Source organism: Burkholderiales bacterium, assembly GCA_015075645.1.
GTDB lineage: Bacteria > Pseudomonadota > Gammaproteobacteria > Burkholderiales > Casimicrobiaceae > VBCG01.
Genome location: JABTUF010000006.1, coordinates 287,732 through 311,166, shown reverse-complemented (window position 1 = coordinate 311,166; position 23,435 = coordinate 287,732). Strand labels below are relative to the sequence as shown.

Below are 23,435 nucleotides of genomic sequence, written 5' to 3'. Positions count from 1 at the left end.
GCATCCTCAACGAGCGAGGCGGCGCCGCGCGAGGTGGACGAGCGCGCGGGCGCAGGCGAAGCTGTGCCCCGCGAAGTTCGCGCCGCGCGGAATCGCGTCGAGGTCGCGGGGAGCGCCGCAGGCGGCGAGCCGGCGGGGGCCCGCCTCGCGTACCTCGCCCGGCGACAGGCGATCGTCGGCGATCGCGGCGTGGACGCCGGGCAGCGATGCCGGCAGCCAGCCTTCGCGCCCGGGCGGCGCGCACGCGACCAGCACCGAGCCCGCCTCGATCGCCGCGGCGCACGCGGCTTCGAGCGCCTCGCCGCCCGGACCGGGCGGAACCGCGACGGAGAGGTTGATGAAGTCGCAGCCCTCGGCGGCGGCGCGCAGGATGCCGCGCGCGACCACCGACGGGTAGGCGGCGAGCGCGTCGTCGAACACGCGCACCGCGTAGAGACGCGCGTCGGCGAGTCCCTCGCGGATGACGCCGGCGACGGCGGTGCCGTGGCCCGAGCGGTCGCGGAAGTCGTCGTGCTCGACGATCCTGCCGTCGGGCGCGACCTCGAGCGCGCACCCGCCGATCTCGCCGCGCACGTGCGAATGCCAGGCGTTCACCCCGCTGTCGACGATGCCGATGCGAAGCGTCGTCATCGGGCCGCCACCGGCGCGCGAGACGCCTTCGGACCTGCGGGTGCGGCGAGAAGCGCGGGCAGGCAGGCGGACGTGACCTCGCGCAGGCGTCCCCCGTCGAGCAGCAGGACCCGGTCGAAGTCGCCGGGCCCGACCGGGCGATGCGAGATCGCCAGCATGGTGCGGTCGGGAAAAGCCGCGCGCAGATTGCGCCGCACGGCGCGCTCGGTGGCGAGGTCGAGGCCGGACAGCGCTTCGTCGAGGACGAGCACCTTCGGCGCCTGCAGGACGAGGCGCGCGATGCCGAGCCTCTGGCGCTGCCCGTCGGAGAGCGCGAGCCCGCGACCACCGATGACGGTGTCGAGGCCCGTGGGCAGTGCCGCGACGAACGACTCGGCTTCGGCGATCGCGAGCGCGCGGGCGATCGCCTCGCGCGTGGCGCCGGGCGCGGCGTAGCGCAGGTTCGCCTCGACGCTCGCGTGCAGCAGGAACGGTTCGGCGCCGGCGTAGCCGAGCGCTGCCTCGCCCTCGCCTGCGAGGTCGCGCGCTCGTCGGCCGCCGACCCGGACGCTGCCGGTGTCGGGTTCGCGCACGCCGAAGAGGAGATGGACGAGCGTGGACTTGCCCGCGCCGGAGGCGCCGACGAGCGCGACGCGTTCGCCGGGCGCGATCGCGAGGTCGACCTCGCGGAGCACCGGCGCCTTGTCGCGGTATGCGAAGGTCACGTTGCGGAACTCGATCGCATGCGGTGACGCCGGGTCCGGCACGTCGACGTCGACCTGCGCCGGGCCGCCCTCGCCTCCGAGCACCTCGGTCACCCGCTCGACGCTCGCGCGCGCCTGCTGCAGGTTGCGCACGAGGCCGAGGAGTCCCTGCGCGGGCGCGAACAGGCGACCCTGGTAGAGCACGAACGCGACGAAGGTGCCGAGCGTGATCGCGCCGGTCTCGATCAGCCGTCCGCCCATCACGTAGATCCACGCGAGCGCGAGCGTGAGCGCGAGGCCCGGAACGCCGGAGGAGGCCGAGTCGAGCCACTGGAAGCCGGTCACCTCGCGCCTGAGGCGCGCCTGCACCGCGTCGAGCGCAGCGGACTCGTCGCGCGCGGTGCGGTGCAGGCGGATCGCGCGCAGCGCCGCGAGCCGCTCGGAGAGGAAATGCGACTGGTCGGCCATCGTGTCGCGGATGCGGCGGGTGCGCCGCTCGACGGCGGGACGGAACGCGCGGGTCGCGACGAGCGCGAGGATGAGGCCCGCGAAGCTCCACAGCGCGAGCGGCGGCGACAGGTGGAAGGTGATGGCCGCGGCCACCGCCAGGAACAGCGCACCCTGCAGCGCGCCGAGCAGCCCGCCGACGATCAGCGCCTCGATGCGCGGCACGTCGGTGCCGAAGCGCGCGAGGAGATCGCCGTGGCGGAACGCCTCGACTTCGTCGAGCGGTCCGTCGACGCAGCGGGCGAACAGGCGCGAACGCAGCGCGTTCAGCACGTCGGCCGACAGGCCCGCGTGGACGCGGGCGGAGAGCGCGCCGAGCGCGAGGTCGGCGAGCGCGAGACCGACGAGCGCGGCGGCGATCCACGGGATCGCGGCGTAGTTCGCGTGCGTCGCCACCGCGTCGACGAACGCCATGCCGAGGAGCGGCGTGGCGAGCGACACCGCGGCGCCGGCGAGGCCCAGCACGAACAGCACGGCGAGCGTGCGGCCGTGCCCCGACAGGTGACGCGCGTAGCCCGCGAGTTCGCCCGTCATGACCGGTCCGCGATCGGGATGCGCCGGAAGCCGCCCGCCGACGGCCGGGCGCGCTGCGCCGGCAGGCGGTCGGCCCACACGTCCGGGTAGTAGCAGAGGTGCGCGCCCTCGCAGAGTTGCGGCGCGCCGCGCAGGGCGACGACCGCGTCGCGGATCGCCTCGCGCGACCCTCCGCCTCCCGCGACCTCGAGCGCGTGCGCGGCGAGGCGCACCGAGGCGACCTTGCGGGCGAGCGGCGCCTCACGGCCGACCACCTTCAGGCTCGCGATGCCGATCGCCGCGAGCCGCGGCAGCGCGCACAGGCCGCAGGGACCGAGCGTGAAGCCGCGGCTCGTCTGCGAGCCGCAGTTGTCGAGTGTCCAGCGCCAGAACGCGTAGCGCTCGTCGAGACGGTTTTGCGTCTCGCCGACGCGATCGTCGATGCAGTAGGGCGTGAACGCGTGCGTCGTCGAGCAGGTGCCTTCCTCGAACGTGCAGCCGTCGTTCATCAGGAAGGCCTCCCACTCGAGGCCGGGGATCGCGGTGGCCTCGATCTCCGCGAGCGTCACGTGGCGCGGCAGGATGACGCGCGCGATGCCGAGCCCGCGGAAGAACGCCGCGGCGCCGGGATTGCGGCAGGTCGCGAGGCTCGAGAGGTGGACGCGTGACGCGAGCCCGGCTTCGGCGAACGCGAGCACGAGTTCGAGTTCGGCGACGATGAGCGCGGCGACACCCTCGTCCTCGACGAGCGCGCGGCCGAACTCGACCAGCCGCGGGATCGCGGCCGACGGGTACGACGGCGCGTTCAACGTCGCGAACACCGGACGCCCGCCGGCGCGGTCCACGATGCGCCGCAGGTCGGCGAGATCCGGCACGCCGGCGGAGCGCGAACTGCGGCGGTGGACCGCGGCGGAACCGAATTCCTCGTCCCAGCCCGGCGGCGCGATGCCGCAGTAGAACTCGCCGGCGCCGGCGTCGGAGAGCGGGAGCACCTCGTCGGAGCAGCGCAGCGGCGCGAGGATCTTCACGGCGCGGGCGCCTCGTGCACGACGATGCGGTCGGTGCGCGACAGCCACGAATGCGCGGCGTCGCGCGGCAGTTCGTAGAACAGCGTGTTGCCGGCCCGCCAGTGCGGCAGCGCGGTGTCGGGGCGATGCACCGGCAGCGGCTTGCCGTGGCAGGGCGCGGGACAGGGATCGGCGAATGCCTTGGCGAAGCCGCCGCCTTCCGGGTAGAGCGCGGCCTTGAGCGGACAGCCGCGGCCCGAGGCGGCATAGGTGAACGGCAGGTGCAGTGCGCGGCCGAGGGGACGCGCGTCGCCGTCGCCGTCGCCGAGGAAGCCGCCTTCGAGGTCCGCGTCGGTCTCGAGCGCGGCGACGCCCAGGTCGCGCAGGAGGCTCCGCACGCGCGCGTAACGCGCGCCGTCGTGCGTCGCGGCGCCGGAAGGGGCGTCGCGATAGCCGCGCGGATCGCGCAGCGACCGGTTGACGAGGCGGCCGGCGCGCAGCGGCAGCGTCGGCTGGCGCGCGCGCACGAGTTCGAGCACGCCCCAGTCGTTGAACACGACGGCGGGGTGGTGGCCGCCCTCGACGATCGCCGCGAGCAGCCGGTCGATCCGCTCGAGCCCCTGCGGCGAAACCAGCGGCGTGGCGAGCGTGGGCTCGAGATCGTGCTCGCGCGCGAGTTCGCAGCAGCGGAGCGCCGCGTCGGCGTCCGGCAGCCGATCCTCGCAGAACTCCGTGCCGAAATAGAGCGCGACGGCGCGCCCGTCGGGAAGCATCCCGCGCCACTGCGGCGGGAACGCTTCGCGCGGATCCGGCGGAACCACCGCCGGGTCGGTCAGGCGCAGGCCGTATTCCATGCGCGCTCCGATGCTCGGGTGCCCGTCTCCCGGCGCGGCGATGCCTCCGCCGCGGTCAGTTCGAGACGCGGCGGAGATCCATGCCGTCGGAGGCCATCTGCAGCACCTTGAGCGGCTTCAGCGACTTCGCGTCGTACACCGTCAGCGTCGAGCCGCCTCCGGCCACGTAGACCTTGCTGCCGTCCGACGAGATGTTGACGCCGTACGAGGTGCCCTCGGCGATCTCCACCGAGCGGAGGTACTTCTTCTTCACGAGGTCGATCTCGACCAGGTCGTCCATGACCGCCCACGCGCGCTTGCGGTCCGGGGCGAGCACCACCGAGTACGCCATCACGGGATCGCCGGCGAGCACGATGTCCTCGATCGCGCCGGTCTTCTGGTCGACGAGCATCACGCCCATCGCGGTGGCCGTGTAGTAGTTCATGCTGGCGACGCCGCCGTTGTCGAACGAGTAGTCCCAGAACGGCAGCATGTTCTTGCCCTGGTCGAGGATCGGCTGCGTCGCCGCGATCCGCAGGTCCGCTCCGGTGGTGTCGATCGTGTAGAGTTCCGGCCCGAACGCGTAGATCGTCCTGCCGTCGTTGGCGCGCACGAGGTGCGCGACGCCCCACGGCACCTCGACGCTGCGCACGATCCTTCCGGAGTCGAGGTCGAACTGGGCGACCACCGGCTTGCCGATGATCGCCTCGCCCTTCTCGGCGCGGCGCGACAGGAACGCACCGTAGGCGGTCTTGCCGTCGGGCGCGAGCGCGAAGCCGAACATCAGCCGGTCCCAGCCGTCGCTCTTGATGTCGGTGGTCGACACCACGCGGTTCGCTCCGAGATCGATCTTGTGCACGAGGTGCCGGTTGCTCGCCACGTAGAGGAACCTGCGGTCCGCGCTCAGGTCCGCCTCGCGCGCCGCGCCCTTGACCGGGATGTCGGCGACGATCGTGTCGGTCGCGCCGTCGACCACCTGGACCACGCCGTAGCCCAGGTAGTAGTAGCGGTCGCCCGCGTCCGCGTGCGGCGCGGCGCAAAGCGCCGCCACCGCGAACGCCGCGACGATGAACGTGTTCCAGCGCATGCGTGGCCTCCTGTCCAGGGAATCAGTCGTACTTGAGGTTGCGCCAGTCGCGCGCGATGTTCGGGCACTGCACGTCGAACTCGCGGTGGTTGACGAGGCCGTCGGGCGCCTGCGCGGGCCACCAGCAGTCGCCGACGCAGCCGTGGAAGTCGCGCGCGGACGCCTGGCAGTTGCCGACCGGGAAGGTCGGGCGCGGGTTGGTTTCCCAGCCGGTGTCGAAGATCGTCGTGCAGCCCTGCGGCATCCGCGGCTGCGCGTGCGCCTCCCCGGTGGCGCGCTCGCCGTCCGCGAGCCGCTCGATCGCCTTCGCCTTCTGGTTCAACGCTTCGATGAGCTTCTTCTTCATCGTGCCTCCTTCGACGGGGATCAGCCGGCCGCGCGCCGGCCGAGGAATGCGAGGACCGGGTGGCTCGGGTCCTCGCGCAGTCGTCCGTAGACGCGAATGCCGAGTTCGATCCAGCTCCGGATGAAGTCGCAGGAGCCGCCCTGCGCGAGTCCGAACACCGATTCGCGCTGGTGGTTCTCGTAGTGGCAGCCGCCGGCGCACAGGCTGCGCGCCCAGCAGGTCGAGCACGCGCTCGCGCGCGGCGCGGCCTGTTCGTCGAGGCAGTCCCGCACTTTCGCGTAGTCGATGCCCTCGTCGAGGCTGCCGACCCGGAACTTCGCGTTGCCGGCGAAGCGGTGGCACAGGAAGAACTCGCCGACCGCGTCCATCGCCACGTATCCCAGTCCGGCGCCGCAGGGCTCGGCCTTCACGTCGCCCTGATGAAGCTTCGCGAGGAGGTCGAGCAGGTTGGAGAACGGCAGGATGCGCCCGCTCGCCGCCTCGTCGACGAAGCGCTGCGCGAGCTCCGCGAATCCCGCGAGCAGCGCCGCCTCGTCCTCGGCGGTGGGCAGCAGCACCGCCGACACCGGGCTCGACGGCGCGATCGCGACTTCGAGGAAGCCGAGCGAGCGCACGTGCTCGAACACCTCCGGGATCCGCGACCACTGGCGCGGCTCGAGGGTCACGCGCGCGGCGGGCGGCCGGCCGGTGCGCGCGGTGAGCCGCGCCACGCCGTCGACCACGTCGGCGTAGGTGCCGCCGCCGCTCTTCCCCGCGTAGCGCCGGTTCGCGTCGTGCACGTCGGGCGGCCCGTCGATGCTGACCGAGACGCCGATCCGGTGCTCGGCGAGGAAATCGAGCGCCTCGGACGAGAACCGCGTGCCGTTGGTCGTGATCGAGACGACGAAGGTCTTGCCGCGTTCCCGCGCCGCGGCCTCGCCCTCGGCGACGGCGGCGCGCAGCGCGGGCAGGTTCATCAGCGGCTCACCGCCGAACAGCACCATCGTGACGGTGTCGCGTGCGCCCGACGACTCGACCAGGTGGCGCGCGGCGCGCGCGGCGAGGTCGGGACGCATGACGCGCGCCTCGCCGCCGTAGGAGCCGCCGCCCGCGTAGCAATAGGTGCAGCGCAGGTTGCAGGTCTGCGCGGCTTCGAGCACCAGCGTGGCGAGCGGGATCGCGGCAGGATCGATCGGCGCGCGCGGCGGCCGCGGCAGCCATTCGGAGGGGACCAGCAGTTGCGCGTCGGCGAGCGCGTCGAGCACGTCGCGGTCGTCGGCGGGCACCTCCTCGAGCACGATCGGCGCACGGTCGCGCCAGCGCTCGATCGCCTCGCGCGTCGCGCGGTCGATGGCGAAGAGGCTCGCCTGGTCCGCGCCGAAGACGAGCGCGCCGCCGTCGCCGTCGTCGGAGACGAAGATGCGGTGGTCCGCGAACGCGTAGGCCTGGCTCATCGCAGCCTCGCGATGTAGTCGGGGACGGTAACGACGAGTTCGGCCGCGGCGTCGTAGGTCGTGCCGCCGCGCGTGTAGCGCGCCAGCACCTTGACGAGCCCGCTGTTCTCGCCCTTGTAGGTGCGCTTCGGGTTGGGCGCGTAGTCGACCGTGGGCAGGTAGGTGCCGTTCGGGCTGATCGTCCCGAGCCAGGTCAGGTCGTCGTCGCCCGGACGGGTCTTCAGTTCGGCGAGACGGAACACGGCGGGCACCGGCCCCAGTGCCACCGGCGCGGCGCCCTTGCCGCTGCCGGACTTCGCGTAGGCGATCGCCTCGAACTGGACGCCTTCGGCGGGATAGTGCGTCCCGCCCGACATGCGCGCACGCCCGGTCGACGGCGTGATCGCGATGTGGTCGATGCGCGGCGCGAGCGTGATGCTGCCCGCATCGACGCCGGCGAGCGTCACCCGCGCTTCTGCGAGTTTCGTCGCGCCGGTCTCCACGGTGGCCTCCAGCGTGCCGGGGCCCGTCTTCTTCAGCGCGAGCACCTTGACCGCGCCTCCCGTGAAGACGAGGTCGGAGGCCCTCGCGTCCGGCAGCGCGACGCCCTCGATCGACAGCTTCGTGCGTTCGCCGGCGACGAGGTAGCCGGGGACGATCCGCGCGACCTTCGGGGTGTCGCCGATGCGAACCCAGTGCGACTGCGAGGTCCGGAAGTCCGGCGCGGGCAGGTGCCACTCGCCGGTGATCTCGTCGGAGGACGCGATGAATGCCCCGCGCGTTTCGAAGCCGTTGGTCGACGTGCGCGTGCGGAGCGCATAGCCGCCGTAGAGCGTGCCGTCGCCGGCGAACGACTCGGTCATCCCGTCGCTGTAGGTGACGCTCCCCGAGATCGAGAGTTCCGCGTCGCCCTTGTCCGCGATCCGCGCTTCGCCCCGGTAGGTGCCGCGGCCGGGCGCGGTGCCGAACACCGCCCAGCGGCCCGCGAGCGCCACCGCCGCGGCGGGTCGCGCGCCGCCGTAGGGCTGCTTCTGCGCGAAGTAGGCGAGCGCGGCGTCGGCCTCGGGAATCCACCGCATCTCGCGCATCGTCAGGACCACCGTGGGCGATGCGTACAGGTGGAAGTCGCGCAGTTTCGCCCAGGCCTCCCGCGTCATCCGGTACGAATGGATCTTCCCCGCCGAATGGCAGCGCACGCAGGTCGTGTACACCTTCTCCTCCTGCGGTCCCGACGGGATCTCCTGCACCTGCGCGTTGTGCCACAGCGACAGGTAGGCGACCTGCGCCTGCTCGGAGGGCGACAGGAGTTGCGTCGCGGCGAGTTCCTTCAGCAGGCGGTCCATTTCCCCCGCCTTCAGGCTCATGCCGTGCAGCCGGCGCATCCGGTCGACGATGACCGTCCACTCCTCCGGCGTCGTGCGCACGTCCTCGACCCTGGGAATCCGCCCATCCGGCGCGCTCGCGTGGCAGGTGCCGCACTTCGCGCGCACCAGCGTGTCCGGTCCGAACGCCGTCGCGCTCGCGCCGCCGGTCGCGGTCGCGAGCGCGGCGGCGAACGCGAGGATCGCCATCCATTCGTGTCGCATCGTCGTCCTCCGCTTCGAGTCGCGGCTCACACCGCCATCATCACGGACTTGACCTCGGTGAAGAGGTCGATCGCGGCGCGGCCCATCTCACGGCCGAACCCGGATTGCTTGAATCCGCCGAACGGCAGGCTCGGGTCGAGCATGCTGTGGCAGTTCACCCACACGGTGCCCGCCTTGATGCGCGGGATCATCCGGTGCACGCGCGAGAGGTCGTTCGACCAGATCGACGCGCCGAGCCCGTAGGGCGTGTCGTTCGCGAGGCGGACCGCGTCGTCGATCGAGTCGTAGGGCAGCGCGACGACGACCGGGCCGAAGATCTCCTCCTGCACGACGCGCATGTCCTGGCGCGCGTCGACGAGCACGGTCGGCTGCACGAAGTAGCCCTTGTCGCCGGAGCGGCCGCCGCCGGCAGCGACCTTCGCGCCCTGGCTCACGCCGCTCGCGATGTAGCCGCACACGCGGTCGCGCTGGACTTCGGAGACGAGCGGGCCCAACTGGCTCGCCGGGTCGAGGCCGGGGCCGAGCTTCATCGCGCCCGCGATGCCCGCGAGTTCGCCGACGACCTTGTCGAAGTTCTTCTTCTGCACGTAGAGCCGCGACCCGGCCGTGCAGACCTGGCCCTGGTTGAAGAAGATCGCCTGTGCGGCGCCGGCCGCGGCGGTCGCCGGGTCCGCGTCGTCGAGCACGATCACCGGCGACTTGCCGCCGAGTTCGAGCGACACGCGCGTCATGTTGTCGACCGCCGCGCGCTGCACGAGCTTGCCGACCGAGGTCGAGCCGGTGAACGCGATCTTGTCGATGCCCGGGTGCGACGCGAGCGCCGCGCCGGCGGTCTCGCCCAGTCCCGTGACGACGTTCACGACACCCGGCGGGATGCCGGCGTCGAGCGCGAGCTGCGCGAGCCACAGCGCGGTGAGCGGCGTCTCCTCGGCGGGCTTCAGCACCACCGTGCAGCCGGCGGCGAGCGCCGGCCCGATCTTCCACGCGGCCATCAAGAGCGGGAAGTTCCACGGGATGATCGCGCCGACGACGCCGACCGCCTCGCGGCGCGTCCACGCGAAGAACTTCGCCTGCGGGATGAACGGCACCGACACGTCGTGCGTCGCGCCCTCGATCTTGGTCGCCCAGCCCGCCATGTAGCGCAGGTAGTCGACCGCCATCGCCATGTCGACGTGGCGCGCGAGCCCGACCGACTTGCCGTTGTCGAGCGCCTCGACTTCGGCGAGCGCCTGGGCGTTCGCTTCGACCTTGTCCGCGAGCGCGAGGATGAGCCGCTCGCGCTGCGCCGGACTCATCGCGGGCCAGGGTCCGTCCTCGAACGCGGCGCGCGCGGCGCGCACCGCGCGGTCGACGTCGGCCGCCTTGCCCGCGGGCACATGGGCGAACACCTCGCCGGTCGCGGGATTGCGCACTTCGAGGCGGCCGCCGTCGGCCGCGTCGACCCAGTCGGCACCGATCAGCATGTTCTTCGGGGCGGCGAGAAAGTTCCGGGCCGCTTCGCTGACGAGATTGCGTGTGGTCATGTCCATGCGGGCCTCCGTGGCGAGGTGGGGAAGACGATGGGCTTGGGATCAGGGCGCGGCCATCGGCAGCGACGAGACGCCGGACAGCCCGGCGATCGCGAGCTGGCCGGGTGCTCCCGGGGCGACGGCCGAGTAGGTCTGCCGCTCCTTGCGGAGTTCGGTGCGAAACGTGCGTCCGCCGTCGCGGCTCGTTGCGACCGCGCCGCCGAGGCCGACGAGCACGATCGCGCCGTCGGCGATGAGCGTGCCGCCGGCGAACGACTGCGTGGCGCCGGTCGGCACCTCGGTCCAACTCGCGCCGCGGTCGGCCGATCGGTACACGTGTCCGCGCATGCCCCAGACCAGCACGGTGCCGTCGGCGAGCGTCATGCCGCCCCAGAACGAGCCGTCGTAGGGCAGGCGCAGCACGGTCCATGACCGCCCGCCGTCGGGGGAGCGGAACACCGTGCCCGCTTCCGCCGCGACGAAGAGCGTGTCAGCGGGACCGGCGAAGATCGCGTTCAGGTGGCGGTCGCGATCGTCGCCATCGCCCGGCGTGAGCGGTGTCCATGTCGCACCGCCGTCCGCGGTGGCGATCGCGAAACCGAATGCGCCGACCGCGACCCCGGTTCTCGCGTTGCCGAACCACACCGACAGCAGCACGTTGTCGGCGCCGGCTTCGTGGATGCGCGTCCAGTGCTCGCCCCCATCGGTGGTGGCGATGATCGTGCCGCCGTGGCCGACGGCGAAGCCGCGCGCCGGATCGACGAACGTGACCGAGGTGAGCATCTCGCGCGCCGCGACCGAGGCCGCCTGGCGCCACGTGCGGCCCTGGTCGTCGGAGAGCAGGACGACGCCGAAATCGCCGACCGCGACGAGGCGATCGCCCGCGCGCGCCAGCGCGAGCAACGGAGCCTGCGCCGCGAGGCGCGCACGGAACGCTTCGCGGGCGGGCGCGGGCGGCGCGGCGGACGATACCGCGAGTGCAGCCGTCGCGAGGACCGCGAGACCCCAGGCGGCGACCGCGCGCGCGCGCTTCACTCGGCCTCCTGGGCGTCGGACGCGCCGGCCCGGCCGAGGCGTGCGAACGCCTGCGCGCGCGCCGCTTCGCGGTCGGCGTCGCTGACCCCGAGCGCCGCGGCGATCCGCCGCATCTGCGACTCCTCGAGGCGCGCGAGGTGTCCGTCGGCGTAGACGACCTCCCACAGCAGCGCGACGATCCCGCCGCGTTCGGCCGCGTCGAAGCCTTCGCGCACGGCGTGGGCGAACACCCAGTCCTCGAGCGAGGCGGCGAGCTCGCGCCGGGCGGCTTCGACGAGCCTCGAGGCGCCCGCCTCGTCCATGCCGAAGCGCTCGCGCACGATGCGCTCGACGGTGGCGAGCTCGCGGTCCGCGAGCCCGCGGTCGCTCTGCGCGAGTTCGACCAGCAGCGCGGCGACGGCGACGACGCGGCGCGGATACGGCGCGGCGAGCGCGCCGGGCGCCGCGGTCGGGGGCGAAGCGAGGTACGCGAGGATGCGATCGAACATCGCGTCAGTGCGCCAGGAGCGGCGCGCGGACCGGCCGCCTCCGCGGAATCAGCTTGTCGATCATGACGGCGAGCGCGGGCAGCAACGTGATCGCCATCAGCATGTTCACCATGAACATGAAGGTCAGCAGCAGGCCCATGTCGGCCTGGAACTTGAGCTCGGAGAACGACCAGGTCGCGACGCCCACCGAGAGCGTGAGCGCGGTGAAGATCGTGGCGATGCCGGTCTCGCGCAGCGCCTGCTTGAACGCCGACACGATGTCGACGCCGAGCGCGAGGTGGAGCTGCAACCGGTTGTAGATGTAGAACGCGTAGTCGACGCCGATGCCGACCGCCAGCACCATCACCGGCAGCGTCGCGACGGTGAGCCCGATGTCGAGTTCCTTCATGAACCAGTAGCCGAGGAAGGTGGCGAGCGTGAGCGGCAGGCAGCAGGCCACCATCGCGCGCCAGTCGCGGTAGGTGAGGAGGACCAGCGCGACGATCGTCAGGTAGACGTAGAGCATCATCCTGAACTCGGTCGTCTCGAGCACCTCGTTGGTCGCCGCCTGCACGCCGGCGTTGCCGCTCGCGAGCCGGACCTTGATCCGCGGGTCGACGTTGCCCTCGCGGAACGCCTTGACCGCGCCGGTCACGTCCTTGACCGTCCCGGCCTTGTGGTCCGCGAGGTACAGGTGCACCGGCATCACCGTGCAGCCCGGATTGGTGAGTCCCGAGCCCTCGGGCGCCATGCTGATCGCGTTCGCGAGCGCCTTCGGGTCGCGCGGCAGCGCCGCCCACTTCGGGTTGCCTTCGTTGAATCCCGAGAACGCCTGCTTCGCGAGCCAGGCGATCGAGGCCACCGACACCACCCCCGGCACGTTCGCCATCTGCCAGCTGAACTGGTTCAGGTACTCCATGACCGCGTGGTCGTAGCAGCCGTCCTTCGGCGTCTCGACGACGACCGAGAGCACGTCGAGGCCCAGGTCGAAGCGCGCGACGATCTCGTCGGCGTCCCGGTTGTAGCGCGAGTCGGCGCGCAGTTCCGGCGCACCCGGCTGCAGGTGGCCGATGTGCCGGCCCTGGCTCTGGTGCCAGGCGACGGCGAACAGCACCGCGCACACGAGGGTCCCGATCGCGGCGTTGCGCGGCTCGGCGACGCGGCCGAGGATCCCCATCCAGTAGCCGCGCCGCTCGCGCAGCCGGTTCACCCGTCCGACGTAGCGGTCGTCGAAGCGCAGGTACGACGCCGCGACGGGAAGCATCACGAGGTTGGTGACGATCTTGTAGGCGACGCCGATCGCGGCGGTGATCGCGAGTTCGCGGATCATCGGGATCGGGATCAGCATCAGCGTCGCGAACCCGACGAACGCCGTGACGAGCGCCATCGTTCCGGGAATGAGGAGCCCGGTGAACGAGCGGCGCGCCGCGGTCGCGGTGTCGGCGCCCGACGAGACCTCCTTGACGATGTAGTTGATCTGCTGGACGCCGTGCGACACCCCGATCGCGAAGACCAGGAACGGCACGAGGACCGCGAGCGGGTCGAGGCCGTAGCCCAGGAGCCTCAGCGTCCCGAACTGCCAGACCACCGAGACGAGCGAACAGCCGAGCGCGAGCGCGGTCAGCGCCCAGGAGCGGCAGTAGATCCACACCGACAGGGCGGTGAGGAGGAAGGCGAGCGCGAAGAAACGGATCACGCTCGTCGCGCCGTCGGCGATGTCGCCGATCTCCTTGGCGAAGCCGATGATCGCGATGTCGAAGTCCGCGTTCTCGTGCTTCTGGCGAACCTCCACTTCGAGCCGGCGCGCGAGGTCGAGGTAGTCGAGGGGCTTGCGCGTGACCGGATCGCTGTCCATGAGGTCGGCGACGACCATCGCGCCCGAGTTGTCGTTCGCGACCAGCTGCCCGATGTAGCCGCCGACGATGGCGTTGCGCCGGATCTTCGCGATCTTCTCCGGCGTCAGCGTGTCCGGCGTGATGTCGCCGCCGATCACGTCCTCGGACTCGAAGCCTTCCTCGGTGATCTCGAGCACGCGCGTGGTCGGCGTCCACAGCGAGCTCACCGTGCGCCGGTCGACGCCGGGCATGAACATCACCGCCTGCGTCACGTCGTTCAACTTCCTCAGGAACGGCGCGCTCCACATGTCGCCGCTCTTCGCGCGGACGACCACGATGACGCGGTTCGCGCCGAACACCTGGTCGCGGTACTGGTAGAAGGTCTGGATGTACTCGTGCTCCTGCGGGAGCTGCTTGTCGAAGCCGGCGGTCATCTTGAGCTGCGCCGCGAAAACCCCCATCACGACGGTGACGAGCGCCAGCACGCCGAGCGTGGCGCCGCGATGGGCGAAGAACGCTTCCTCGAGGCGTGCGACGAGGCGGGCGAGCATCGGGGAGCGGCGCGACAGCGACCCCGGCCGCCCCGGAGGGCGGCCGGCGCCGGTCGCGCGGTCAGAACGAGTAGGAGAAGTTCACCGCGAGGTAGTCGCGGTCGGCCATGAGGTTGTTGGTGCCGCCGCCCGCGAAGCTCGTGTACGAGATCGACGCGCGCCACTTGTTCAGGTACTCGAAGTTGAGCGAGGGCGTGACCGCGAGTCGCCCCTCGACGAACGGGATCGTGTTGGGGCTCGTCCCGTGGATGTCGTAGAGGAAGTCGATCTGCGGCGTCATGTTGACCGGACTGCCGAAGACGTGCGGGTAGACGAGGTTGAACGAGGTCACGATGCCGGTGGAGAACTTGTCGGGCATCTCGTAGTTGGGCAGCAGGATCGGATACTTGCCCGAACGGTCGAGGTTCGGGTAGTACGCGGCCGCCGCCTCGAACAGCAGCGTGCCCTCCGCGGCGCCCGCGCCGCGCAGGAGCCACCCCAGGTCGCCGCTCGGGCCCAGCAGGTAGATCGCCGTGACGTGCGCCTGCCACTTCTTCGCGTTGATGTAGCCGTCGTAGGTGCCCGGCGCGCAGAACGCGCAGTACTGGCCTTCGAGCGGCACGGTCGGGTCGATGCCGACGCCGTCGCGCGGGCGGTAGGAGACCTCGCCGCCGATCGCCCAGTCACCCAGCATCGTGTTGACCGAGACGCCGAAGAGATCACGGTTCTTGCCGTACTGCAGCTTGTAACCCAACCCGAACGGGTTCGAGGTGATCGTCGAGGGGTCGTTCACGAACGCGAGGAACGGGATCTTGTCGTTGTAGTGGATGTAGTAGAAGCCGAACTCCGCGTTGATGTTCTCGGGCTTCCAGCGCGCGGCGAGGCCGAACTGGTTCGCGCTCGGCGCGTTCTGCGTCGGCTGCGTCGGGACGACGGTGCCGGCGGCGAGCAGGTCGTCGAGGGTGAAGCGCTGTCCCGCCGGGATGATCGCGCCGTTGCTGATCGTGCCCGGGTCGCCGACGGTGCCCGGCGGCTCGCCCAGCACCGAGCTCGGGATGAACGCGTCCTGCTGGCCGTTGCCGATGACGTCGCCGATCGAGAACGGCGTGCCCACCGGGTCGAAGCGGAAGTTCATCCGGCCGAACTGCCAGAAGCCCTCGACGCTCCAGTTCTTCGAGACGCCGAGGTTGAACGACGCCATCGGGACCGGCCGGACGATCTCCTTGATCTGCACGCCCGGCTTGTGGGCGCGCGTCAGGTCGAACGGATTGATGATGTTGATGCCGCCGTAGATGAAGATGTCCTCGCCCCAGGAAAGCACCTGGTTGCCGACCTTCACCTTGCCGGGCATCTCTCCGACCTCGAATTCCTTCGCGACCCACAGATCGAGCAGCGTGACGTCCTGCCCGGCGATGCGCTTCGCGTCGGAGGAGAGCGGTGTGCGGTCGGTGCGGTCGACCGCGGGATCGAACAGCCACGAGAAGCGCCCGAGCGCGCTCCAGCCGTCCTTGAAGCGGAGCGAGAGCTCGTGGTTGCCCTTGAGGGCCTGCGAGATCAGCTGGTGCTTGCGGAAGTTGAGGTTGCCGTTGTCGGACTGCAGGTAGTTGAAGTCCGGGTTCGAGGTCGCGCCCATGCCCGGGCCGTTGACGAGTTCGCCCAGCGTTCCGGTGGTCGGCGCGCAGCCGCCGTTGTCGTTGCCGACGAACCGGCAGTCGGTGCCGGACATGCGCCACTGGAAACCCAGCGACACGGTCGAATCGAAGCTGCCCTTGACGTGCTCGGTCTCGAACTCCACCGCGAGCGCCGCGGTGGAGACGATTCCGAGGGCGCCGCCCAGGGCGAGAGCCAGCATGCCGCGAGCGAGACGCGTCGCGGGTTGGGGACGTGCGGTCATCGTTTCCTCCCTCCAGCCAGGTCGTCGTCCGGGGGGCGCCGTCGAACGACCGGGCGCCCCGCGGCCTCAGCGGTCGCCCACCCGACGCAGTTCGTCGGGATTGAACTTCCGCGGATCGATGCGCCCTTCGCGGCCGGCGAGCCAGTCGGTCTCGGGCCGCTCCTGCGTCGCGTTCTCGCCGATGTAGCGGCCGACCGACAGGTCGTAGGAGACGAGCTCCTGGCCGACGCAGGCGGGGATCTCCGGCGCGGGGAAGATGCTCGATTCCTGCACGCGCCAGAGCTTCCCCTGCGCGTCGTAGTTGTCGGCGACCATCAGCGCCCAGCTGTCCTCGTCGAGGTAGAACACGCGCCGCGCGATCTGGTGGCGCATGCCCTGCTTGACCGTGGCCTCGACCTTCCAGACGCGGTGCAGTTCGTAACGCATGACGTCGCGGTTGATGAAGTCCCCGAGGTAGACGTCGGTGTACTTGCGGCTCTTGTCGATCAGCTTGAAGCTGTTGTAGGGGAGGAAGAGCTCCTGCTTGCCGAGGAGCTTCCAGTCGTAGCGGTCCATCGCGCCCGCGTACATCGGATACGCGTCGACCGTCTCGAGGTTCTCGTAGCCGGGAACCGGGTTGTCGTAGGCGAACGACGGCGCCCGGCGCGTGCGGCGCTGGCCGGGGAAGTAGAGCCAGGCGTCGGAGGGTTCGTTGAAGAACCAGTGCGCGAGGATGAGTTCGCCCGCGCGCGCGGCCGGCGAGACGACGGCGTTCAGGAGCTTCATCTCGACGCCGCCGACGTCCTCGACGCCCTTGTTCTTCGGCGAGTGGAACGGCACCCAGGTCCACTGGTCCTGCACGAGCGGCGTGAACGCGCCGCTGCGGTTCGAGAAGATCGTCGCGTAGTGTTCGATGCGGCCCTCGCCCATGAAGCGGATCTTGTGGTTCCAGACCGCCTCGGCGCCGGTCTTCGGAATCGGGAACACGACCGCCGCGCCGATGCCCTTCTCGAGGCCCCAGCCGTTGGACGCGAGCCGTGCCTCGCGCGCGTTGGTCTTCGTGCGCTCGTAGACGTAATCGGGGAACCCGCAGCTCCGCCGCGTCGGATAGACGTCCATCCGGTAGCCCTTGAGCTGCTTCACCAGCGCCATCTGGCCTTCGGAGAGCTTGTCCTTGTACTTGTCGACGTTCGTGGCGTCGATCGAGTAGAGCGGCTTGTCGGCGGCGAACGGGTCGATCCGCTTCTGCCCGGGCTTCCAGCCGGCGGGCGCACTCGTCACGCCGCCGGTCCACTCGGGGATCGTCCCCTCCTTGTTGCCGGCGCGTTCGGCGCCGACCGGGGTGAGGCTCTTGCCCAGTTGCGCGGCTTCCTGCTCACTCACCGCGGCCAAGGCGCCCGGCGCGATCGCGACGGCCAGAGCGAGCGCGAGCCGCCGGGCGCGCGCGATCGGTTGGTGTGGTCGATTCATCCGCAATCCCCTCGCTCGTCGTTGCGACCGGTCGACGCGTGCGCCGTCGGTCGCGATGCGGGCGACGGCCCCGAGGGCCATCGCTCCTCCGGATGCGCTGTTGCGGCGCAGCATCGACGAGCCCGTGAAAGCGATCCGTCGGTTGCTGCGCACGCGGCAGCCGGAAGGCGCCGCGTTCCGCGATTGTTCTCGACGCGCGCGCGCGCCCGTTATCCCAAATCGGCAAACGCGCGACCGCTCCCTTGAGGTACATCAATGATCGGCGAATCGCTTCGCGCGACCGTCGCCTGCGTGGTGCGGAGCGATGCGGCGTTCGTCCGCATCCGTCGCTCCTTCGACGGCGCCTCGACTCGGAGAAACCCTGGATGCGCGACAGGACGTGCCGCTGATGGTCGCTCGTGAACGACTGCACGCGGACGGCGCGCCGGTGGGCGCGCTCGACGATGCCGAACTCGCGCCCTGGTCGATCACGCACGCGATCAGTTCGGACGTGGAGGAGCAGGCCGCCAACCTGCGCGGCTGGGACCAGGTCTACGAACAGCTCTCGCCCGGCCGCTTCGTCGGGGGCCTGCGCGAGGTGCGCTTCCCGGGCGTGCAACTCTTCCGCGAGACGACCAACCAGGCGATCCACGAAGCGGGCGCGCCGCAACGGGGATCGCGCGCGATCGGCGTGCCGATGCACCTCGCCGGCGCGTCGCGGTTTCGCGGCGCGGCCGTCGATGCCGACGCGCTCATCACGCTCGGGTCGGCCGACGAACTCGACTTCTACGCGCCGCGCGGTTTCGACATCGTCGCGCTGGTCGTCGGGGAGTCCTCGCTGGAGACGCACGCGCAGGAAGTCGAGCACCGCGATCTCGCGCCGGCCTTCGCGGGCAACGGCGTGCTCCGGCCGGGCCGGCCGCGCATCGACGAGTTCGAACGCCTGCTTTCCTCGGTGCTGCAGTCGGCGGAGGTGAATCCGGCGGCGTTCCGCTACCGGCAGGCCCAGCGCGTCCTCGAACAGTCGCTCCTGGGGGCGGTCGTCGCCGCGGTCGCCGACGACGCTCCGGTGCGGCCGGTGGAGGCGCGCGAACGGCGCCAGCACGTCGTCGACGGCGCCAAGGCCCACATGCGCTCGCACATCGCCGAGCCCATCACCGTCGCGGACCTGTGCCGGGAACTTCGCGTGAGTCGCCGCACGCTGCAGTACAGCTTCCAGGAAGTGCTGGGCATCAAGCCGGTGCGGTTCCTCCGCGCGCTGCGCTTGAACGGCGTGCGGCGCGAACTGCGGGCGGGCAGGCCGCTGGCCGGTTCGGTGCAGGACACCGCGGCGCGATGGGGGTTCTGGCACCTCGGCCACTTCGTGACCGAGTACAAGCAGATGTTCGGCGAACTGCCGTCCGAGACGCTGCGCGGGAAGCCGACGAACGGACCGTGACGCCGAGCCCCCTTCACCCCGGGGAGCGGTGGTCCTGGGTGGGACCCGTGGACTGCGTCATAGCTGTTCCCAGGGAAGGCCCTCCTTGCGCCAGCCCGAGAGCGTGCCGCGGTGGTGGTCGTCGTCGAGCGGGCCCTCGAAGCCCTCGAGGACGTTGTAGACCTCCCGGAATCCGGCTTCCTCGAGCGCGTGGCCGGCGTCGACCGAGCGGTGGCCGCTGCGGCAGATCAGCACGATCGGCCGGTTCATGCTCGCGATCTTCTTCACCTGTCCGACGAAGTGCGGGTTGACCTCCCAGTCGGGGCCGTCGTTCCAGGCGACGTGACGCGCGCCGACCGGGTGGCCGACGAACAGGTATTCCATCTCGCTGCGGCAGTCGACGAACACCGCCTGCGGATGCTGGTGCAGGAACTCGCTCGCTTCCTTCGGGGTCAGGTGCTTCATGGTCGCTCGCGCTCGGAGGGCGGGGAGGCGACACTAGCACGTGCTTCCACATGCCGCCGGCCTCTATCGTTATAACCGCGCGCGAGGGGCCGGCGCGACCGCGCTGCTAGAATCGGGAGCCCGACGCAACTTCCGCGCGCGATGCAACCGAACCGAACGAACGAACTCGTCGCGCTCCTCGAGCGGCGCATCCTGGTCCTCGACGGCGCCATGGGCACCGAGATCCAGCGGCGCCGGCTCTCCGAGGAGGATTTCCGCGGCCCGCACGCCTGCGGGCTCGCCGGGCACGCGCACGACCTCAGGGGCGACAACGACCTCCTCGTGCTCACCCGGCCGGGCATCGTGCGCGAGATCCACGACGCCTACCTCGAGGCCGGCGCCGACATCGTCGAGACCAACACGTTCTCGGCGACCTCGATCGCGCAGGGCGACTACGGGCTCGCGTCGCGCGCGCGCGAACTGAACTGCGCGGCCGCGAAGATCGCGCGCTCGAGCGCGGACGCCTGGACCGGGAGGACGCCGTCGCGGCCCCGCTTCGTCGCCGGCGCGCTCGGGCCGACCAACCGCACGGCGTCGATTTCGCCGGACGTCAACGACCCGGCCGCGCGCAACGTCGGCTTCGACGAACTCGCCGTTGCGTACCGGGACGCCGCGGCAGGGCTCGTCGAGGGCGGCGCCGACCTCCTGCTGGTCGAGACCGTGTTCGACACGCTGAACGCGAAGGCTGCGCTCTTCGGCATCGCGACGCTGTTCGACGACCTGGGCACGAGCCTGCCGCTCGTCGTGTCGGGCACGATCACCGACGCCTCCGGGCGGACGCTCTCCGGGCAGACGCCCGAGGCGTTCTGGAATTCGGTGCGTCACGCGAATCCGCTCATGGTCGGCCTCAACTGCGCGCTGGGCGCCGCGCTGATGCGGCCCTATCTGGAGGAACTCGCGCGCGTCGCCGACACTTACGTGTCCTGCTATCCGAACGCCGGCCTGCCGAATCCGATGTCGGAGACCGGCTACGACGAGACGCCGGAGCAGACCGCGCGGCTCGTCGGCGAGTTCGCGCGCGCCGGATTCGTCAACCTGGTCGGCGGGTGCTGCGGCACCACGCCCGCGCACGTTCGCGCGATCGCGGAGGCGGTCGAAGGGGTCGCGCCGCGCCGGATTCCGCGCACGCCGCTGCGCGCCGCGGCGTGACTCCTCCGTGGGTCGGGCTTCGGCCCGACGGGGTTGGCGAAGGGCGTTCGGCTGAAGCCGAACTCACGAGTCGCCCAAGCCGCCCGCGGTTCTCGTGGGTCGGGCTTCAGCCCGACGGGGTTGGCGAAGGGCGTTCGGCTGAAGCCGAACTCACGAGTCGCCCAAGCCGCCCGCGGTTCTCGTGGGTCGGGCTTCAGCCCGACGCCTTTCGGAGTCTCCGGCGAGCTGCCGCCCGTCGCCGGATGTCGGCCTGAAGGCCGACCCGCATCGGCATTCCCATGCGACTCGCCGGACTCGAACCGCTCAACATCGGCGAAGGCTCGCTCTTCGTCAATGTCGGCGAGCGCACCAACGTCACCGGATCGAAGGCGTTCGCGCGCCTGATCCTCGCCGGAGACTACGCCGGCGCGGTCGAGGTCGCTCGCGGACAGGTCGCCGCCGGCGCACAGGTGATCGACGTCAACATGGACGAGGCGATGCTCGACTCGAAGGCGGCGATGACCCGCTTCCTGTCGATCATCGCCGGCGAGCCCGACATCGCGCGCGTGCCGGTGATGATCGACTCGTCGAAGTGGGAGGTGATCGAGGCGGGCCTGAAATGCGTGCAGGGCAAGCCGATCGTCAACTCGATCTCGCTCAAGGAGGGCGAGGACGAGTTCCGGCGCCAGGCGAAGCTCGTGCGCCGCTACGGCGCCGCGGCGGTCGTGATGGCGTTCGACGAACGCGGCCAGGCGGACAGCTACGAGCGACGCATCGAGGTCTGCAAGCGCGCCTACGACCTCCTGGTGAACGACGTCGGCTTCCCCGCCGAGGACATCGTCTTCGATCCGAACGTGTTCGCGATCGCGACCGGCATCGAGGAGCATGCGAACTACGCGGTCGACTTCATCCGCGCGACGCGCTGGATCCGCGCGAACCTGCCGCACGCGCTCGTCTCGGGCGGCATCAGCAACGTGTCGTTCAGCTTCCGCGGCAACGAGCCGGTGCGCGAGGCGATCCACACGGTGTTCCTCGCCCACGCGATCCCCGCGGGGCTGTCGATGGGCATCGTCAACGCGGGCCAGCTCGGCGTCTACGACGAACTCGACCCGGCGCTGCGCGAGCGCGTCGAAGACGTGGTCCTGAACCGCCGCCCCGACGCGACCGAGCGTCTCGTCGCGTTCGCCGAGACGGTGAAGGGCAAGGCGAAGGACGCCTCCGAGGACCTCGCGTGGCGCGAGGGCCCGGTCGCCTCGCGCCTGTCGCACGCGCTCGTCAAGGGCATCTCGACCTTCATCGTCGAGGACACCGAGGAGGCGCGCGCCGCGGTGGCCGCGCGCGGGGGGCGCACGATCGAGGTCATCGAGGGCCCGCTGATGGACGGCATGAACGTCGTCGGCGATCTGTTCGGCGCGGGCCGGATGTTCCTGCCGCAGGTGGTGAAGAGCGCGCGCGTGATGAAGCAGGCGGTCGCGCACCTCGTGCCGTTCATCGAGGCGGAGAAGCGCGCCTCGGGCGAGGCCGCGCGCTCGAAGGGCAAGGTCGTGCTCGCGACCGTCAAGGGCGACGTCCACGACATCGGCAAGAACATCGTCGGCGTCGTGCTCCAGTGCAACAACTTCGACGTCGTCGACCTGGGCGTCATGGTGCCGGCGCAGAAGATCCTGCAGGCGGCGCGCGAGTCGAACGCCGACGCGATCGGGCTGTCGGGCCTCATCACGCCCTCGCTCGAGGAGATGGCGCACGTGGCCTCCGAGATGCAGCGCGAGGGCTTCTCGGTGCCGCTCCTCATCGGCGGCGCGACGACCTCGCGCGTGCACACCGCGGTGAAGATCGCGCCGCACTACCCGGGGCCGGTCGTCTACGTGCCGGACGCCTCGCGCGCGGTCGGCGTCACGACGAGCCTCCTGTCGGCCGAGCAGCGCGCCGCCTACGTCGCGGAGGTCGCCGCCGACTACGAGCGCATCCGCGAACAGCATGCCCGGAAGAAGGGGCCGGCGCTGGTGAGCCTCGAGCAGGCCCGGGCGAACGCGTTCGCGCCCGACTGGTCGTCGTACGCGCCGCCGGTGCCGACCTTCCTCGGCCGCCGCCCGCTCGCCCACGTCGACCTCGCGTCGATCGCCGGGTGCATCGACTGGGCGCCGTTCTTCCAGGCCTGGGAGCTCTCGGGTTCCTATCCGGCGATCCTCGACGACCCGCTGGTCGGCGCGTCCGCCCGCACGGTGCAGGCCGAGGGTCGAGCGATGCTGAAGCGGGTGATCGAGGAGCGCTGGCTCACGGCGAACGGCGTGGTCGGATTCTGGCCCGCGAACGCGGACGGCGACGACATCGTGCTGTGGACCGACGAATCACGCACGACGCCCGCGCTCGTGTGGCGCAACCTCCGCCAGCAGGGCGAACGCGCGGCGGGAAAGCCCAATCTGGGCCTCGCCGACTTCGTCGCGCCGGCGGGCGTGCGCGACTACGTGGGCGCCTTCGCGGTCACCGCGGGGATCGGCATCGAGAGGCATCTGGACGCGTTCGCCGCGAAACACGACGACTACTCGGCGCTGATGCTGAAGGCGATCGCCGACCGCCTCGCCGAGGCGTTCGCCGAATGGTTGCACCGGCGCGTGCGCACCGAATTGTGGGGCTACGTTCCGGGCGAAGCGCTCGACAACGAGGCGCTGATCCGCGAGGAGTACCGCGGCATCCGCCCGGCGCCCGGGTATCCGGCCTGTCCCGACCACGCGGTCAAGGGGCCGCTCTTCACCCTGCTGGAGGCCCCGGCTTGCGGCATCACGGTCACCGAGAGCTTCGCCATGTGGCCCGCCGCCTCGGTGTCCGGGTTCTACCTCGCGCATCCGGAGGCCCGCTATTTCGCGGTCGGCCGCATCGGCGAGGATCAGCTCGCGGACTTCGCGCGCCGGGACGGCAGCGGCGTCGAAGCCGCGCGCCGGCGCGTGGCCGCGAACCTCGCCTGACGCGACCACGAAGGCCCCGAGGCGAATATTCCCTTGACTTGCTCCCGCGGATGCGGGGAGGGTGAACGGCGGGGGTTGCTCGCGTCCGCCGCGCGGGCGCGTTTCCGCCATGGCCGTCTCCT

At 71.1% G+C, this 23,435-nt stretch carries 18 protein-coding genes; 3 read left to right on the top strand and 15 right to left on the bottom strand.

Annotation, left to right across the window (positions count from 1 at the left end):
• Nucleotides 1-6 precede the first annotated feature (6 nt).
• The 14 genes from HS109_17005 to HS109_16940 form a co-directional block, all read right to left on the bottom strand.
• Nucleotides 7-630, bottom strand: coding sequence for a S8 family serine peptidase (locus tag HS109_17005; protein MBE7524069.1), 624 nt, complete (start codon nucleotides 628-630; stop codon nucleotides 7-9).
• On the bottom strand, nucleotides 627-2,354 hold the full coding sequence (locus HS109_17000; protein MBE7524068.1) for an ABC transporter ATP-binding protein: 1,728 nt from the start codon (nucleotides 2,352-2,354) through the stop codon (nucleotides 627-629). The genes HS109_17005 and HS109_17000 overlap by 4 nt, the downstream gene beginning before the upstream one ends.
• Nucleotides 2,351-3,361 carry a U32 family peptidase gene (locus HS109_16995; GenBank protein MBE7524067.1) on the bottom strand — a complete coding sequence of 337 codons (1,011 nt, stop codon included), beginning with the start codon at nucleotides 3,359-3,361 and terminating at the stop codon, nucleotides 2,351-2,353. The genes HS109_17000 and HS109_16995 overlap by 4 nt, the downstream gene beginning before the upstream one ends.
• Nucleotides 3,358-4,194: a hypothetical protein gene (locus HS109_16990; GenBank protein MBE7524066.1), complete on the bottom strand. Its 837-nt coding sequence runs from the start codon at nucleotides 4,192-4,194 to the stop codon at nucleotides 3,358-3,360. The genes HS109_16995 and HS109_16990 overlap by 4 nt, the downstream gene beginning before the upstream one ends.
• Before the next feature lie 55 nt (nucleotides 4,195-4,249).
• Nucleotides 4,250-5,260 (bottom strand): hypothetical protein, encoded by a 1,011-nt coding sequence (locus HS109_16985; protein ID MBE7524065.1) that lies wholly within the window; start codon nucleotides 5,258-5,260, stop codon nucleotides 4,250-4,252.
• Nucleotides 5,261-5,282: 22 nt separating this feature from the next.
• Nucleotides 5,283-5,606: a quinohemoprotein amine dehydrogenase subunit gamma gene (gene qhpC / locus HS109_16980; protein ID MBE7524064.1), complete on the bottom strand. Its 324-nt coding sequence runs from the start codon at nucleotides 5,604-5,606 to the stop codon at nucleotides 5,283-5,285.
• A gap of 20 nt (nucleotides 5,607-5,626) precedes the next feature.
• Complete coding sequence (locus HS109_16975) at nucleotides 5,627-7,039, bottom strand: radical SAM protein (GenBank protein ID MBE7524063.1); 1,413 nt, start codon at nucleotides 7,037-7,039, stop codon at nucleotides 5,627-5,629.
• Nucleotides 7,036-8,604: a quinohemoprotein amine dehydrogenase subunit alpha gene (gene peaA, locus HS109_16970; GenBank protein ID MBE7524062.1), complete on the bottom strand. Its 1,569-nt coding sequence runs from the start codon at nucleotides 8,602-8,604 to the stop codon at nucleotides 7,036-7,038. Before peaA ends, HS109_16975 begins: the two co-directional genes overlap by 4 nt.
• A gap of 26 nt (nucleotides 8,605-8,630) precedes the next feature.
• Nucleotides 8,631-10,127, bottom strand: coding sequence for an aldehyde dehydrogenase family protein (locus HS109_16965; GenBank protein ID MBE7524061.1), 1,497 nt, complete (start codon nucleotides 10,125-10,127; stop codon nucleotides 8,631-8,633).
• A 48-nt stretch (nucleotides 10,128-10,175) separates the two neighbouring features.
• Nucleotides 10,176-11,147: a glycosyl hydrolase gene (locus HS109_16960; GenBank protein MBE7524060.1), complete on the bottom strand. Its 972-nt coding sequence runs from the start codon at nucleotides 11,145-11,147 to the stop codon at nucleotides 10,176-10,178.
• Nucleotides 11,144-11,635 (bottom strand): TerB family tellurite resistance protein, encoded by a 492-nt coding sequence (locus HS109_16955; GenBank protein ID MBE7524059.1) that lies wholly within the window; start codon nucleotides 11,633-11,635, stop codon nucleotides 11,144-11,146. The genes HS109_16960 and HS109_16955 overlap by 4 nt, the downstream gene beginning before the upstream one ends.
• A gap of 4 nt (nucleotides 11,636-11,639) precedes the next feature.
• Nucleotides 11,640-14,000, bottom strand: a complete 2,361-nt coding sequence (locus HS109_16950) for an MMPL family transporter (protein MBE7524058.1) — start codon at nucleotides 13,998-14,000, stop codon at nucleotides 11,640-11,642.
• 61 nt (nucleotides 14,001-14,061) lie between these two features.
• The gene (locus tag HS109_16945; GenBank protein ID MBE7524057.1) at nucleotides 14,062-15,873 is read right to left on the bottom strand and encodes a DUF1302 domain-containing protein; all 1,812 of its coding nucleotides are present in this window, start codon (nucleotides 15,871-15,873) and stop codon (nucleotides 14,062-14,064) included.
• A gap of 66 nt (nucleotides 15,874-15,939) precedes the next feature.
• A complete protein-coding gene (locus HS109_16940; GenBank protein MBE7524056.1) occupies nucleotides 15,940-17,322 on the bottom strand; it encodes a DUF1329 domain-containing protein in 1,383 nt (460 codons plus the stop codon).
• Between the two features lie 388 nt (nucleotides 17,323-17,710).
• Between HS109_16940 and HS109_16935 the strand changes: the two genes are divergently transcribed.
• The gene (locus HS109_16935) at nucleotides 17,711-18,739 is read left to right on the top strand and encodes a helix-turn-helix domain-containing protein (GenBank protein ID MBE7524055.1); all 1,029 of its coding nucleotides are present in this window, start codon (nucleotides 17,711-17,713) and stop codon (nucleotides 18,737-18,739) included.
• Between the two features lie 57 nt (nucleotides 18,740-18,796).
• Here HS109_16935 and HS109_16930 read toward each other — a convergent pair whose 3' ends face one another.
• Complete coding sequence (locus HS109_16930) at nucleotides 18,797-19,183, bottom strand: rhodanese-like domain-containing protein (GenBank protein MBE7524054.1); 387 nt, start codon at nucleotides 19,181-19,183, stop codon at nucleotides 18,797-18,799.
• Between the two features lie 141 nt (nucleotides 19,184-19,324).
• Between HS109_16930 and HS109_16925 the strand changes: the two genes are divergently transcribed.
• Entirely contained in the window at nucleotides 19,325-20,371 is a 1,047-nt protein-coding gene (locus HS109_16925) for a homocysteine S-methyltransferase family protein (GenBank protein MBE7524053.1), read from the top strand.
• Nucleotides 20,372-20,649: 278 nt separating this feature from the next.
• The gene (gene metH / locus HS109_16920) at nucleotides 20,650-23,313 is read left to right on the top strand and encodes a methionine synthase (GenBank protein MBE7524052.1); all 2,664 of its coding nucleotides are present in this window, start codon (nucleotides 20,650-20,652) and stop codon (nucleotides 23,311-23,313) included.
• Nucleotides 23,314-23,435 lie beyond the last annotated feature (122 nt).